Annotated in this window: 14 protein-coding genes; 11 read left to right on the top strand and 3 right to left on the bottom strand. The window is 71.9% G+C overall.

The annotated features are described in order from the left end of the window. Positions 1 to 20: 20 nt before the first annotated feature. A complete protein-coding gene (locus OG758_RS41565) occupies positions 21 to 2,522 on the bottom strand; it encodes a SpoIIE family protein phosphatase (protein WP_326714610.1) in 2,502 nt (833 codons plus the stop codon). A 164-nt stretch (positions 2,523 to 2,686) separates the two neighbouring features. Between OG758_RS41565 and OG758_RS41570 the strand changes: the two genes are divergently transcribed. The 7 genes from OG758_RS41570 (at position 2,687) to OG758_RS41600 (ending at position 8,074) form a co-directional block, all read left to right on the top strand. Beyond that, the gene (locus OG758_RS41570; RefSeq protein ID WP_326714611.1) at positions 2,687 to 3,097 is read left to right on the top strand and encodes a RidA family protein; all 411 of its coding nucleotides are present in this window, start codon (positions 2,687 to 2,689) and stop codon (positions 3,095 to 3,097) included. 75 nt (positions 3,098 to 3,172) lie between these two features. Further along, positions 3,173 to 3,820, top strand: coding sequence for a DUF1707 SHOCT-like domain-containing protein (locus OG758_RS41575; RefSeq protein ID WP_326714612.1), 648 nt, complete (start codon positions 3,173 to 3,175; stop codon positions 3,818 to 3,820). A gap of 96 nt (positions 3,821 to 3,916) precedes the next feature. Further along, entirely contained in the window at positions 3,917 to 4,561 is a 645-nt protein-coding gene (locus tag OG758_RS41580; RefSeq protein ID WP_326714613.1) for a TetR/AcrR family transcriptional regulator, read from the top strand. 238 nt (positions 4,562 to 4,799) lie between these two features. Continuing rightward, on the top strand, positions 4,800 to 5,666 hold the full coding sequence (locus OG758_RS41585) for an alpha/beta hydrolase (RefSeq protein WP_326716209.1): 867 nt from the start codon (positions 4,800 to 4,802) through the stop codon (positions 5,664 to 5,666). Then, positions 5,663 to 6,547, top strand: a complete 885-nt coding sequence (locus tag OG758_RS41590; protein ID WP_326714614.1) for an alpha/beta fold hydrolase — start codon at positions 5,663 to 5,665, stop codon at positions 6,545 to 6,547. The genes OG758_RS41585 and OG758_RS41590 overlap by 4 nt, the downstream gene beginning before the upstream one ends. A 68-nt stretch (positions 6,548 to 6,615) precedes the next feature. Beyond that, positions 6,616 to 7,455, top strand: a complete 840-nt coding sequence (locus OG758_RS41595) for an alpha/beta fold hydrolase (RefSeq protein WP_326714615.1) — start codon at positions 6,616 to 6,618, stop codon at positions 7,453 to 7,455. A gap of 52 nt (positions 7,456 to 7,507) precedes the next feature. Continuing rightward, a complete protein-coding gene (locus tag OG758_RS41600; RefSeq protein WP_326714616.1) occupies positions 7,508 to 8,074 on the top strand; it encodes a GNAT family N-acetyltransferase in 567 nt (188 codons plus the stop codon). Between the two features lie 17 nt (positions 8,075 to 8,091). On the opposite strand, the gene OG758_RS41605 is transcribed toward OG758_RS41600, so the two are convergent. Then, complete coding sequence (locus OG758_RS41605) at positions 8,092 to 8,892, bottom strand: cache domain-containing protein (RefSeq protein WP_326714617.1); 801 nt, start codon at positions 8,890 to 8,892, stop codon at positions 8,092 to 8,094. Beyond that, positions 8,846 to 9,670 (bottom strand): FadR/GntR family transcriptional regulator, encoded by an 825-nt coding sequence (locus tag OG758_RS41610; protein WP_372564473.1) that lies wholly within the window; start codon positions 9,668 to 9,670, stop codon positions 8,846 to 8,848. The genes OG758_RS41605 and OG758_RS41610 overlap by 47 nt, the downstream gene beginning before the upstream one ends. A 107-nt stretch (positions 9,671 to 9,777) precedes the next feature. Between OG758_RS41610 and OG758_RS41615 the strand changes: the two genes are divergently transcribed. The 4 genes from OG758_RS41615 to OG758_RS41630 all read left to right on the top strand — a co-directional run bounded on the left by OG758_RS41615 (position 9,778) and on the right by OG758_RS41630 (position 13,943). After that, entirely contained in the window at positions 9,778 to 10,812 is a 1,035-nt protein-coding gene (locus OG758_RS41615; protein ID WP_326714619.1) for an ABC transporter ATP-binding protein, read from the top strand. A 119-nt stretch (positions 10,813 to 10,931) separates the two neighbouring features. After that, complete coding sequence (locus tag OG758_RS41620; RefSeq protein WP_326714620.1) at positions 10,932 to 12,134, top strand: ABC transporter substrate-binding protein; 1,203 nt, start codon at positions 10,932 to 10,934, stop codon at positions 12,132 to 12,134. Positions 12,135 to 12,146: 12 nt separating this feature from the next. Beyond that, on the top strand, positions 12,147 to 13,031 hold the full coding sequence (locus tag OG758_RS41625) for an ABC transporter permease (RefSeq protein WP_227293016.1): 885 nt from the start codon (positions 12,147 to 12,149) through the stop codon (positions 13,029 to 13,031). A 96-nt stretch (positions 13,032 to 13,127) separates the two neighbouring features. Beyond that, positions 13,128 to 13,943: an ABC transporter permease gene (locus OG758_RS41630; RefSeq protein WP_326714621.1), complete on the top strand. Its 816-nt coding sequence runs from the start codon at positions 13,128 to 13,130 to the stop codon at positions 13,941 to 13,943. Position 13,944: the final 1 nt, after the last annotated feature.

Consider the following 13,944-nt stretch of genomic DNA (forward strand, 5'->3'; position numbering starts at 1 on the left):
TGCGTTGGCGCGGGGCTGCTTCAGCGCGTCGTCTCAGGGGTCGGCCCGTCGGTCGCGGCGGCCGGTTCGTCCGCCTGCTCGCTGAGGGACTGTTCGGCCCAGATGACTTTCCCGTCGAGGGTGTAGCGCGCTCCCCAGCGCTGGGAGAACTGGGAGACGAGGAACAGGCCGCGCCCGCCCTCGTCGGTGGTGCGGGGGTGGCGCAGATGCGGAGCGCTGGCGCCCGCGTCGGACACCTCGCAGATCAGCGCCCGTTCGACGATCAGACGCAGCCGGATCGGCCCGGAGGCGTACCGGATCGCGTTGGTGACGAGTTCGCTGACGACGAGTTCGGTGGTGTAGGCGAGTTCGTCGAGCCCCCATTCGGACAGCTGCCGGGTGACCTTCTTGCGTGCCTCGGCGACGACCGCCGGGTCGCTCTCCAGATCCCACGACGCGACCTGCCCGGCGCCGAGACGGTGGGTGCGGGCCATCAGCAGGGCCACATCGTCGATCTGGCGCGCGGGCACCAGCGCGTCGACGACGGCCACGCAGCGGCCCTCCAGGGACGGGCCGCGCAGCTCCAGGGCATTGCGCAGGCGCTCCCTGCCCGCGTCGAGGCCGGGCTCGCGGCCGGGTTCCCGTGGGTCGACGGCGAGCAGTCCGTCGGTGTGCAGGGCGAGCACGGTGCCCTCGGCGAGGGAGAACTCGGCCGCCTCGAAGGGCAGACCACCCGTGCCGAGCGCCGGCCCGACCGGGAGGTCGGGGAAGGAGACCGTGCCGTCCGGGGTGACGAGCGCGGGCGGGGGATGCGCGGAGCTCGCCATGGCGCACTGGCCGCTGACCGGGTCGTACACCACGTACAGACAGCTGGAGCCGACGGCTTGGATCGCGCTGCGGGCGTCCTCCTCGCGCGCGCCCCTGCTGACCAGGTCGTCGAGGTGGGCCAGCACCTCCTCCGGCGGCAGGTCCAGATCGGCGAGCGTCTGGACCGCGGTGCGCAGCCGTCCCATGGCGGCGGCGCCGTCGATGCCGTGGCCGGGGACGTCGCCCACGACGAGGGCGACCCTGGCGCCGGACAGTGGGATGACGTCGAACCAGTCGCCGCCGAGGCCCGTCAGCTCGTCCGCGGGCCGGTAGCAGGCGGTGACGTCCACGGCGTCCTGCTCGGGCAGGTGGCTCGGCAGCAGACTCCGCTGAAGCACCAGCGCGGCGTCGCGTTCGCGTGTGTAGCGGCGGGCGTTGTCCACGCAGATCGCGGCCCGGGCGACGAACTCCTCCGCGAGCGCCAGATCCTCCGCGTCGAACGGGTCGGGACGGTCGCGCCGGAAGAAGCTGGTGACGCCCATCGTGATGCCGCGCGAGCGGATCGGCACGATCATCATCGAGTGCAGCCCGAGCTCGACGAGGGAGGCCGCCGGGCGGCCGGGGTCGGTGGCGGTCCAGTCCTCGTCCCGGGGATCCACCTGCTCCGCGTACCAGGACACGCCGCTGGTCAGGACGCGGACGGGGGGTGATTCCGTGCGGTAGCGGGCCGCCTCCCCGATGCGGACGAGGGTCTCGGGAACGCCGTCCCGCACCGACCGGTGGCCCGCGCGCCGCAGCGTGACCATCTCCGAGTCGCTCGGTGTCCCCGCCGTCGGCTCGGCCCCTTCGAGCACCGACTCCAGCAGATCCACGGCGACGAAGTCCGCGAGGCCGGGCACCGCCACGTCTGCAAGTTCCTGCGCGGTCTGTACGACGTCCAGACTCCGGCCGATGTGCTCACCGGCCCGGTCGAGGAGGGCGAGCCGCTGCCGGACCAGATAGCGGTCGGTGATGTCCATCGCCGTGTAGTACACGCCCAGCGGGGATCCGTTTTCGTCGTTGAGCCGAGTGAACGACATGGCGTGGCAGCACTGGCGGTGCGGCGCGGACTGCACGCGGCCCACCTGCTCGTAGCCCACGACCGCCACCCCCGTCTCGAGGACCTGCCGCATCTGTCCCTCGAGCCGCTCGGAGTCGAGTCCGGGCTGGATGTCCGCCAGCCGGCGGCCGATACGGTCCTGCGCCGGACCGCCGCCGAACTGCGCCAGCGCGTCGTTCGACCAGACGTACCTCAGGTCCGTGTCCACGATGGCGATGCCCAGGGGGGAGCGCGTGGCCATCTGCTCCAGGACGGAGCGGCTCATCTCCCATCCGGGCGCCCGCGCCAGGTCCGTCACGAGCGCGATCCAGCGCTCGGGCTCCGGGCAGAGCTGTGCCTCGACGACGTGCACCATCAGGGGGACGGGGCGCCCGTCGCGGTGTTTCGCCGTCAGGATCCCCGACCATCCGCCGCCCCGAGTGCACTGCCCGGCGAGCGCGGGAACGCGGGCCGCGTCCTCGGGCATCAGGAACTCGGCCACCTTCCGGCCCACCACCTCGGCGGCCGCGTACCCCAGCAGCCGCTCGCTCCCGCCGGACCAGCCGCACACCACGCCGTGCGTGTCGAGCAGCACCGGTGCGGCGTCCGCCACGTCGAAGCGCTGCTCTGCGGCGTCGCTCTGCTCGCTCGTCCCCACGGTGTCCCGCTCCGTCCCGAGAGTGGTTTACCTCTCCCGTCCATTGTTCACCTCGTGTGACGATGACGGCAGCTGTGCGCCCCCGCGCCGGGAAAATCAGGGGCGCCCGCCGACGTTCCTTGCGAGGATGACCGCCCGTCGTGCCCGCTCCGGAGGGAACCCACGTGCCTCGCGCCGTCTCGCTGATCCGCTCGTCCTCGCTGTCCGACGTCGCCGAGTACGCCTACGCGGCTACGGCTCCCGCCGAGGCGCGGCTGATCTTCCTCGCGGGTGCCTGTCCGCTGAACGAGGACGGCTCGACGGCTGCCGTCGGCGACTACGCGGGACAGGCGGCCAAGGCTGTCGAGAACATGCGGACGGCGCTCGCCGAGTCCGGCGCCACCCTCGACGACGTGATCAGCACCCGTGTCCTCGTCGCGTCCACGCGCCGGGCGGACCTGGTGACGGCTTGGGAGGTGGTGCGTGACGCGTTCGGCGACCACGACGTCCCCAGCACGTTGATGGGGGTCACGGTGCTCGGGTACGACGACCAGCTCGTGGAGATCGAGGGCGTCGCGGCGGTACTGGACTCCTGACGGGGGCGGGCCGATCGCGGGTGGCCCCTCGGGCCCGGTTCCCGTGGCGGGCGGCCACGCCACTAGAGTGCCTCCATGCCCGGTGAAATGGTGCCAGACCGCCGCGAACTGCGTGCGTCGCACGAGGAGCGCGACCAGGCCGTGGAGCGGCTGACCGTCGCCGCCGGTGACGGCCGGCTGACCGCGGACGAGCTGGACGAGCGGCTCGAGGCCGCGCTGACGGCCCGTACCCACGGTGAGCTGGCGGCCCTGCTCGAAGACCTGCCGGATGCCGGTCCCGTGTGGGCCGCCGGGGTCGCGGCCGCCGCTCCGAAAGACGTGTCGCGGATCGTCGTCGACGGCGCGAGCGCGAAGCGGGACGGCGGCTGGGTGGTCCCGAGGCGTCTGGAGATCGAGTCGAAGAGCGGCTCCGTCGTTCTCGACTTCACCCAGGCCGTCATAGCGGTGCCCACCCTGGAGATCGAGGTCGCGGTGCGCAGCGGGTCGGTGACGCTGCTCGTGCCGCCGGACGTCGTCGCCGACGCCGACGACGTGGCCGTACGCAACGGCAGCGTGCGCCATCAGACGCGGCCCGAGCCCGCGACACCGGTCAGGCTGCGCATCCAGATGACGGGTGAGGTGCACGGCGGCAGCATCGCGATACGGCCGCCCAGGCCGCCTCGCCGCGGCTTCTGGCAGTGGCTGCTGAGGCGCCCGCGACCGGTGGCGGCGCTCCCTCGCTGACCGGGGCCACTGTGAGGCCTCCGGCTGAGCTTGATCATGGTCCGTCCCCGGGGGCTAAGGTCGGCCCGAGCGTTCGCTGCGCGAGGAGGACCGGCCATGGAAGCCGCCGATGTGAACACCCCTGCCGACGACGGCTCACCAGGACGGGCGGGATACCGGCGGTCGGCCGGGTCGCCGCGCGGCGAAGCCCGGCGGCGGGAACTCCTCGCCCTGGTCACCGATGACCTAGAGGTCAACGGGCTCGTGGACTTCTCGCTCCGGCGCGCGGCGCGAGCGGCCGGCACCACGCACAAGGTGCTGCTGTACCACTTCGACGGGGCCGACGACCTGCTCACGCAGGCGATCGTCCAGCTGCGCGAGCGGCGCATCGCGAAGGCGCTCGCCGCCTCCACCGAGGGCCACGACCGCAGGACGCTGGCGGACTGGGTGCGCGCGGTCTGGCCGATCCTCGTGGGGGCGGAGGCGCGCGTGCTCGACCAGGCCATCGGGCTGGCGATGTACGACCCGGAGCGCCACGCGGCACTGGGCCGCGAGGCGTCGCAGCAGTATCTGCCCACGCTGCTGTCCGTGTGCCCCGGGCACTGGTCCGACCGTCGCAAGCTCGAGGTCGCCGAGATGGTCCTCGCCACGCTCCGCGGCTTTCTGGTGGACGCGCGGACCAGCGGTGACGCCGAGGGCGTCGCTGCCGGGTTCGAGGCGCTGGCCCGCGCGCTGGAGCGGGAGGAGGCCGCGGAGGCGTGACAGCGGCGCCCGGGCGGCGCCCGATCCGGCCGGAACGCGTGGGCGGAGCCCGTGGACAGGTTGTGAACCACGTGGTTCACTTTCGATGAGGGTGTTTCTCGTCCACTCGGATCCACGCGGGTCCACTCGGAGGCCGGTCATGCGGATGTCCATGGAGCGGGAGAAAGTCCGATTCCCCAGCGGCGGTACCGAATGCGCCGCGTGGCACTACCCGGGGACGAACGGTGCGTGCGTGGTCATGGCGCCCGGCGGCGGGGTGACCAAGGAGCCGGGTACCGACCCGTTCGCGGCGCGCTTCCACGCCGCCGGGTTCAGCGTCCTCGCCTTCGACTACCGGCGCTTCGGTGAAAGCGGGGGCGCGCCGCGCCAGATCCTGGACATCGAGGAGCAACTCGCCGACTGGCGGGCCGCGATCGCCCGTGCCGCGATCCTGCCGGGGGTCGACCCCTCACGCGTCGCGGCCTGGGGGTTCTCGGCCTCGGGCGGTCACATCTTCCAAGTCGCCGGGCGCGCACCGCGGTTGGCGGCGGCGATCGCGCAGACACCGCTGGCCGACGGGCCCGTGGCGTCGCGCAGGGCGATGGCGTATCAGACGCCGTGGGGAATGCTCCGGCTCACCGTGAGGGGCCTCCTCGATGCCGCCGGTGGTCTCGTCGGACGTAAGCCCTTGCTGATGCCGCTCGCCGGTCCGCCCGGGACCGTGGCGATGCTCACCACGCCGGACGGGAACGAGGGGGACCGGGCGCTCAACCCGGGCAACCGCTACCCGGACTGGCAGCAGGAGGTCGCCGCCCGCTCGGCGCTGAGCCTCAGTTTCTACCGGCCGGGCCGTCAGGCGTCCAAGGCGCGGTGTCCCCTGCTGGTCGTCGTGTGCGACCAGGACCGGTCCGCCCTGCCGGGGCCGGCCGTCGACGCGGCGCGACGAGCGCCGCAGGCAGAGCTGGTCCACCTGCCGGGAGGGCACTACGCGCCCTTCATGGACGCGCACGAACCGGCCGTCGAAGCCGAACTCGCCTTTCTGCAGCGCCACTTGCTCGACGAGACACCACCCGCCGGCCATGGTGCCGCCGCCACTGCTGATCCTTCGGCCCGGAGCCGGTCATGAAGGAGATCGAGCTGACCGCAGGGACCGTCGCATACGAGGACACGGGAGGACGGGCGGACGCGGACGCGGGCAGCGGTGGCCCCACGGTCGTCTTCCTGCACGGCCTGATGATGGACGCCTCGCTCTGGGACGGGCCGATCGCGGAACTGTCCGGCGAGCACCGGTGCGTGGCGCCGACGCTGCCCCTGGGCGCGCACCGCCGCGCGATGCGCGACGACGCCGATCTGTCGCTGCCCGGGGTCGCCCGCCTCGTGGTCGAGTTCCTCGACCGTCTCGACCTGCGCGACGTCACCCTCGTCGGCAACGACACCGGAGGGGCGCTCGTCCAACTGGTCATCTCCGAGGGCGCCGCCGAGCGCGTGGGCCGCGTGGTGCTGGTCTCGTGCGAGGCGTTCGACAACCTTCCGCCGGGGCTGACCGGCAGGACGCTCACTCTCGCGGGGAAGCTGTCGCCAAGGATGTTCGGTCTGTTCATGCAGCAGATGCGGATCGGCGCGGTGCGTCGGCTGCCGGTTGCGTTCGGGTGGCTGACCAAACGAGGCGGCGCCGCGACCGGCCGGTGGATGAGGCCCGTCATCACGCAGCCGGAGATCCGCCGCGATGCCGTACGGATGCTGCGCGCGGTCTTCGGCGACACCCGCGTCCTGCTGCGGGCGGCGGAGCATCTGCCGGCGTTCGACCGGCCCGCGCTCGTCGTGTGGGCGCGCGACGACCGAGTGATGCCGCTCGCCCACGGCCGACGCCTCGCCGAACTCCTCCCGCAGGGGCGGCTGGTCGAGATCGAGGACAGCTACACCCTCGTCCCCTTGGACCAGCCGACTGAACTGGCCTCAGCTGTACGGGAGTTCACGCGCGTACCCGATCCGGACCCCCGCTGGTGACTCCCGGCCCCGCCGGACGGGCGCCAATCCGCTTGCCATGACCGGAGCGCGGACCCGAGGATGACGCCATGCCTGCCTTCACCGCCCCCGACGGCACCCGGCTCGCCTACCGCGTCGTGGGGGAGGGCGAGCCCCTCATCTGCCTGCCCGGCGGGCCCATGCGCGCCTCGGCCTACCTCGGCGATCTCGGCGGGCTCTCGAAGCGGCGCCGCCTTGTGCTGCTCGACCTGCGTGGCACGGGCGACTCCGACGCCCCGGCGGACCCGTCCACGTACCGCTGCGACCGGCAGGTCGACGACGTCGAGGCGCTCCGTGTCCGACTCCGCCTGGAGAGCGTCGACCTGCTCGCGCACTCGGCGGCCGGTGACCTCGCGCTGCTCTACGCGGCCAGGTACCCCCGGCGCGTCCGCACCCTCGCGATGGTCACCGCCCGCGCACGCGCCCTAGGCGTCGACTTCACCACGGAGCACCGACTCGAAGCGGCAGCCCTGCGCGTGGACGAACCGTGGTTCGCCTCCGCGCGCGACGCGTACGGACGGGTCTGGGACGGCACCGCGACCGACGCCGACTTCGACGCGGCGGTGCCGTTCTTCTACGGGCGCTGGGACACGGCCGCCGAGGCGCACGCCGCCGGAGAGGTCGAGCAGACCAACGAGGCGGCGGCGGACGTCTACGCGTCCCCCGGAGCCTTCGACCCCGCCGCGGCGCGCGCCGCCCTGGCCGGTTGGGACGCGAGGGTCCTGGTCCTGGCGGGCGAGCGGGACGGCGGCCCGCGGCCCCGGGTCGCCGCCGCCGTCGCGGAGCTGCTCCCGCACGCCGAACTGGCCGTCCAGGAAGGCGCGGGTCACTTCCCGTGGGTCGACGCCCCCGATCGCTTCACGCGGACGGTGGCCTCGTTCCTGGGATAGCCGCTGCCGTGCGTGCCGTGTGTGCCGTGCGTGCCGTGTCAAGATCGGTCCCATGATGTATCGCTGGGCGACCGAGGCCGACGCTCCCGCCATGGCCGCGCTCTTCGCCGCCAATGACCGAGATGCCCTGACGGAACGTCAGCGGGACGAGCAGGGCTTCGTGCAAGGGGGTTTCGACGCCGCAACGCTCCGCGCCATGGCCGCGGCCGGGACGTTGCTGGTGGCCGACGACGACGGGCAGGTGGCGGGTCTCCTCGCCCTCTCCGGCCCCGACGACCTGCCCGGGCCGCCGCCGCCGGTCGTCGGCCTGCTCGCGGCGCAGGACACGCTGCGCTGGGAGGGCCGGCCGCTGAGCGAGGTGCGCTGGCTGCTCTACGGGCCCGTGGTCGTCGACGCGGCCTACCGGGGGCGTGGGGTGGCGCGCGGACTGTTCACCATGGCTGTCGAGGCGGCCGCGACGCGGGCCGACGCGGTGGTCGCGTTCATCGAGTCCACGAACCGGCCCTCCTGGCGCGTCCACGTGGACGGGTTCGGTATGCGGCCCCTGGGCGAGTACGTCGTGGACGGCCGCGCCTACAGCGCCGTCGCAGCGGCGGTGCGCGCGCCGGGTGGCGCCTGAGGGAACAGGACTTGGGTCTACGGCCGCATGGCGGAAGGCGTCGCCGTCGCCAGGATCAGCGGGACGCCGTCGCACGGCAGCAGGCGCAGCCCGTCGTGGTCCGTGCCCTCCGCCGGTCCGGCCAGTACCGCCGCGAGGTCGGGGCCCTTGCTGAGGGAGCCGACGAGGTGGCGGGGGTCCGTGGAGGCGGCGACGCGGCCGCGCGCGTTCACCAGACGGGCGGGCCCCGGGAGGCGCTGGAGCAGCGGCATGACGACGGACTCGAAGCGGCGCAGGTAGACGTCGGCGGCGGCCACCCCCATGAAGCGTCCATTGACCGTCACCGGCGCGGAGAGTGTGAGGCTGTACTCGTCGGAGCAGAGGTAGTCGACGTAGGGGCCCGCGACGGCCCGCTGTCCGGTGTCACGGGGCAGTGTGAACCAGTCCCAGTGGGTGTAGTCCGAGTACGCGGAGCGCTGCGGGTCCAGGTCGAGCAGCAGCGGCTGCACGGCCCCGTCCGCGGTCCGCTGCCACCACTCCAGCCACGCGGGTACGTCGTCGAGGAGGCCGGGGTCCGCGACGAAGCCGATCCCCGAGACCAGGTCGTAGCGGTCGAGCCGGGTGTGCAGCCCGGGGCGGAGCGCGGTCAGGTCGTCCGCGACCGGGCGGCGTCCCTTCCCTGCGACGGAGGAGAGCACGGACTCGATGTCCACGGCGGTGGCGCCGACGGCGTCGAAGACACCTTCGAGCGCGTCACGGACGCGGGCGGCCGCCTCGGCTGCCGGCCGGTCGTCAAGCAGCGCCGATCCGGCGTTTGCGGGACGGGGGTTGCTGCCCATCGGGGGCCTCCTTCGGACCGGGACCGCTCGCGCCGCCGGCCGGGCCGAGGCGGAGTTCGATCAGGCGCGCCATGGAGGTCTGCACGCATTCTTCGGCCAGGGCCCTGGCGCGGTCGTCCGCCCCATCATGCACGGCCGAGATCACGGCGCGGTGACGGTCCGCCGCGTCCGCGAGGAGGACGTCGTCGTGCAGCACGAGCCGTAGCAGCGCCCCGACTTCGGTCTGCAGAGTGACTTCCTCCCTGGTCAGACGGGCGGACTGGGCGGCGGCGGCCAGCTCGACGTGGAAGCGCCCGTAGATGCGGCTGCGGGCCCCCGAGTCCTTGGCGTCCATCAACTCTCCCAAAGACCTCTGCAGTTGCCGCAGATCGGCGGGCTCCGTGCGCCGGGCCGCGAGGCGGGCGGCGGCGCCGGAGACGGCGGCCCAGTGGTCGGCGAGATCGCGCAGTTCCTCGGTGCTCCAGTCGGCGAGGCGGGCGAGGAGCCGGTCCTCGGCGGGGCCGTCGGGGACGGTCACGAAGCTGCCCCCGCCGCGGCCCCTGCGGGTGGTGACCAGGCCGCGCTGCCGCAGGGCCATGAGCGCCTCGCGCAGGGTCACGGTGGAGACGCCGAGCTGGGCGGCGAGGTCGCTCTCGCCGGGCAGCTGCTCACCGTCGGCGAGCAGCCCGAGGTCGATGGCGTCACCGAGCCGCCGCACCACGGCGTCCACGCGGGCGAGCGTGTCGACGGGTGTGAAGACGGCTCTTCGGACGCCGGTTTTGTCTCGGTTCACGGTCACCACCTTGCCACTTGGCGCAGCCTTTACCTTAGCGGGGCCTTGAAATTAGAACTATGACTTCATATGTTTACGGCCAACTCCCGACAGCACCAGAAAGGTTCCCGCCCATGGAGGGAATGGCCATCCGGCTGCAGAGCCTGCGCAAGTCCTTCGGCAGGACGGAGGCCGTGGCCGGGGTCGACCTGGAGATCGCGGACGGCGAGTTCTTCTCGATGCTGGGGCCGTCCGGCTCGGGCAAGACCACGGTGCTCCGGATGATCGCGGGCTTCGAGGCCCCGACCGCCGGAACCATCGAGCTCGCGGGCGCCGACGTCACCCGTCGGGCCCCCTTCGAGCGTGACGTGCACACCGTGTTCCAGGACTACGCGCTGTTCCCGCACATGACCCTGGAGCAGAACGTCGCCTACAGCCTCAAGGTCCGCAAGGTGCCCAAGGCCGAGCGCCTCGCGCGGGCCAGGGAGGCACTGGCGAGCGTGCGGCTCGAAGGCTTCGGCGGGCGCCGCCCCTCCCAGCTCTCCGGCGGGCAGCGTCAGCGCGTGGCCCTGGCCCGCGCACTCGTCGGCCGCCCGAAGGTGCTGCTCCTCGACGAACCGCTGGGCGCCCTCGACCTCAAGCTCCGTGAGCAGATGCAGGTCGAACTCAAGGCGATCCAGCGCGAGATCGGGATCACGTTCGTCTTCGTCACGCACGACCAGGAGGAGGCGCTGACGATGAGCGACCGCATCGCGGTCTTCAACCAGGGCCGCGTCGAACAGGTCGGCACCCCGGCCCAGATATACGAGCGTCCCGCCACCCCCTTCGTCGCGGGGTTCGTCGGCACCTCGAACCTGCTGTCCGGCGACGCGGCGGAGCAGGTCGTGGGGGACCGGGCCACGTACAGCATCCGCCCGGAGAAGATCCACGTGCTCAAGGAGTCCGCCACCGCCGAGCCGGAGCACGCCAGCGCGACCGGCACCGTCGCGGAGGTCGTCTATCTGGGGGACGCGACCCGCTTCCTCGTCGACCTCGACGCCGGTGGCCGGCTCACCGCCCTGCAGCAGAACCTGGAGACCTCGTCCGAGGACGTGGCCGCCCTGCGCGGCTCCCGGGTCAGACTCCAGTGGCACCGGCGGCACAACTTCCAGGTACCCGACGCGAGTTGACCCCCGGCCCGCCACGCTCCTGACGCACGTGAACGCGCTTACGCGCACGCCACGCACGCGTCGCCGCAGACCCCGTACGACCGTTACCGCCCGCCCGTCCCCCCTCCGTGGAGATCCCCGTGCGACTGACCCGAACGTCCCGAGCGGTGGCCGCGCTCGGCGCCCTGCTCCTCGCCTCCGCCTGCGGTTCCTCGGACACCGCCGGATCCTCGCCCGGCGGCAGCGAATTCACCCCGCCGAAGCTCTCCGCGCAGAAGACCCTCGGCAAGTCGGAGGGGCAGGTCAACCTGATCGCCTGGGCCGGCTACGCCGAGGACGGCTCGAACGACCCGAAGGTCGACTGGGTCACCGACTTCGAGAAGCAGACCGGCTGCCAGGTCAACACCAAGACCGCGGGCACGTCCGACGAGATGGTCAACCTGATGAAGACCGGCCAGTACGACGCGGTCTCCGCCTCCGGCGACGCGTCGCTGCGGCTGATCGCCTCGGGTGACGCGGCCCCCGTGAACACCAAGCTGGTGCCCAACTACAAGGACGTCTTCGCCGGGCTGAAGAACCAGCAGTGGAACTCGGTCAAGGGTGTCGCCTACGGCATCCCGCACGGCCGCGGCGCCAACCTCCTCATGTACAACACCAAGAAGGTCTCCCCGGCGCCCGACTCCTGGTCCGCGGTCTTCGACAAGGCCTCCGCCCACAAGGGGAAGGTCACCGTGTACGATTCGCCGATCTACCTCGCGGACGCCGCCCTGTACCTGATGAAGTCCAAGCCGTCCCTCGGCATCAAGGACCCGTACGCGCTGGACCAGAAGCAGTTCGACGCGGCGGTCGCCCTGCTCAAGGCGCAGAACTCCAACGTCGGCGAGTACTGGAGCGACTACCTCAAGGAGGTCTCCGCGTTCAAGAGCGGTGACTCCGTCGTCGGCACCAGCTGGCAGGTGATCCTCAACACCGCCCAGGCGGAGAAGGTCCCCGTGAAGGGGGTCCTGCCCAAGGAGGGCGCCACCGGCTGGTCCGACACCTGGATGCTCTCCGCCAAGGCCAAGCACCCCAACTGTGCCTACAAGTGGATGAACTGGATCATCTCGCCGAAGGCCAACGCGCAGGTCGCCGAGTACTTCGGCGAGGCTCCGGCCAACGCGAAGGCCTGTGACCTGACGGCCGACAAGAACCACTGCGCCACGTACCACGCGGCCGACGAGGCGTACTGGAAGAACGTCCACTTCTGGACCACGCCCATCGCCCAGTGCATCGACGGCCGCACGGACACCAAGTGCGTCCCGTACGCCAAGTGGGTCCAGGCCTGGACCGAGATCAAGGGCTAGGACCTGCCGCCGATGACCGACACCGCGCCTGCCGCCGGACCTGTCCGGCGGCTCGCCGGGGCGCTGTACCGGCGCCCCCGGCTACAGCTGTCCCTGCTGCTCTCCGCACCGACGGCCTGGCTCGTCCTGGCCTATCTCGGCTCGCTCACCGTCCTGTTCCTGTCCGCGTTCTGGACCACGGACTCCTTCACCTCGAACGTCGTGAAGATCTGGAACACGGACAACTTCACCGCGCTGTTCACCACCGACGTCTACCGGCAGGTGGCCCTGCGCAGCGTCGGCGTCGCCCTCGCGGTCACCGCCCTGTGCGTACTGATCGCGTTCCCGATCGCGTTCTACACGGCCCGCATCGCGAACCCGCGGTGGCGGCCGCTCCTCGTCGTCGCCATCCTCACCCCGCTGTGGGCGAGCTACCTCGTCAAGGCGTACGCCTGGCGGCTCATCCTCGCCCAAGGCGGGCTGCTGGACTGGGTGTTGGGACCGCTCGGCCTCAAGGGACCCGGCTACGGCCTCACCGCCACCGTCCTCGTCCTGACCTACCTGTGGCTGCCGTACATGATCCTGCCGATCCACGCCGGACTCGAACAGCTCCCGGACAGCCTCCTCGACGCCTCCGCCGACCTCGGCGCCCGCACGGGCCGCACCTTCCGCTCCGTCGTCCTGCCGATGATCCTGCCGTCCGTCGCGGCCGGGTCGGTCTTCACCTTCTCGCTCAGCCTCGGCGACTACATCGCCGTACAGATCGTCGGCGGCAAGACCCAGCTGATCGGCAACCTCATCTACTCCAACATCACCCTCGACCTGCCGCTCGCCGCCGCGCTCGGCACCGTGCCCGTGGTGATCATCGTGCTCTATCTGCTCGCGGTACGCCGTACCGGAGCCCTCAGCAGCCTGTGACGCCCCGAGCCCGCCGGTTCTTCTGAAGCCCCTGATGTCCCGGGCCGCGCCCGCCCTCGCCGTCCCTCCGGATCACGCACAGCGAAGGTCCCTCCGATGAATCTCTCCCGCCCCGCGCGCATCACCCTGCGCATCGCCGCCGCGCTCGGCTTCGCGGTGATCTACGTCCCGCTGCTCCTGGTCCTCGTCAACTCCCTGAACCCGGACCGCAGTTCGGGCTGGCCTCCGCCCGGGCTCACCTTCGACTGGTGGGCCGACGCCTGGCACAGCTCCGGCGCCCGCGACGCGCTGTGGACATCGGTCAAAGCGGGGCTCGGCGCGACCGCCATCGCCCTGGTCCTCGGCACGCTCATCGCGTTCGCCTGCCAGCGCTACAGGTTCTTCGGACGCGACGCCGTCTCCTTCGTCGTCGTCCTGCCGATCGCGCTGCCCGGCATCGTCACCGGCGTCGCCCTCAACACCGCCTTCCGTACGGTCCTCGAACCGCTCGGCGTGGGCCTCGGCCTGTTCACCGTCATCGTCGGCCACGCCACGTTCTGCATCGTGGTGGTCTTCAACAACGTCATCGCCCGGCTGCGGCGCATGCCGGGGTCGTACGAAGAGGCCGCTATGGACCTCGGGGCGCACAGTTTCCGTACGTTCGTCGACATCACGTTCCCGCTGGTGCGCTCCGCGCTGGTCGCGGGCGGCCTGCTCGCCTTCGCCCTCTCCTTCGACGAGATCGTCGTGACGACCTTCACCGCCGGACCCGGCATCCAGACCCTGCCCGTCTGGATCTTCTCGAACATGGCGCGCCCGCAGCAGGCCCCCGTCGTCAACGTCGTCGCCGCCGTCCTCGTCCTGCTGTCCGTCATCCCGATCTACCTCGCCCAGCGTCTGTCCTCGGACACCGCGTCCGGGAGCCGGATCTGAC

This window comes from Streptomyces sp. NBC_01474, from assembly GCF_035918215.1.
Taxonomy (GTDB): Bacteria; Actinomycetota; Actinomycetes; order Streptomycetales; family Streptomycetaceae; genus Streptomyces; species Streptomyces aureus.

Bases quoted from the DNA above. Each gene is read 5' to 3' on its own strand.
- OG758_RS41575 (WP_326714612.1), top strand. From the start codon at position 3,173: ATGCCCGGTGAAATGGTGCCAGACCGCCGCGAACTGCGTGCGTCGCAC.
- OG758_RS41580 (WP_326714613.1), top strand. From the start codon at position 3,917: ATGGAAGCCGCCGATGTGAACACCCCTGCCGACGACGGCTCACCAGGA.
- OG758_RS41585 (WP_326716209.1), top strand. From the start codon at position 4,800: ATGGCGCCCGGCGGCGGGGTGACCAAGGAGCCGGGTACCGACCCGTTC.
- OG758_RS41590 (WP_326714614.1), top strand. From the start codon at position 5,663: ATGAAGGAGATCGAGCTGACCGCAGGGACCGTCGCATACGAGGACACG.
- OG758_RS41595 (WP_326714615.1), top strand. From the start codon at position 6,616: ATGCCTGCCTTCACCGCCCCCGACGGCACCCGGCTCGCCTACCGCGTC.
- OG758_RS41600 (WP_326714616.1), top strand. From the start codon at position 7,508: ATGATGTATCGCTGGGCGACCGAGGCCGACGCTCCCGCCATGGCCGCG.
- OG758_RS41605 (WP_326714617.1), bottom strand. From the start codon at position 8,892: ATGGGCAGCAACCCCCGTCCCGCAAACGCCGGATCGGCGCTGCTTGAC.
- OG758_RS41615 (WP_326714619.1), top strand. From the start codon at position 9,778: ATGGAGGGAATGGCCATCCGGCTGCAGAGCCTGCGCAAGTCCTTCGGC.
- OG758_RS41625 (WP_227293016.1), top strand. From the start codon at position 12,147: ATGACCGACACCGCGCCTGCCGCCGGACCTGTCCGGCGGCTCGCCGGG.
- OG758_RS41630 (WP_326714621.1), top strand. From the start codon at position 13,128: ATGAATCTCTCCCGCCCCGCGCGCATCACCCTGCGCATCGCCGCCGCG.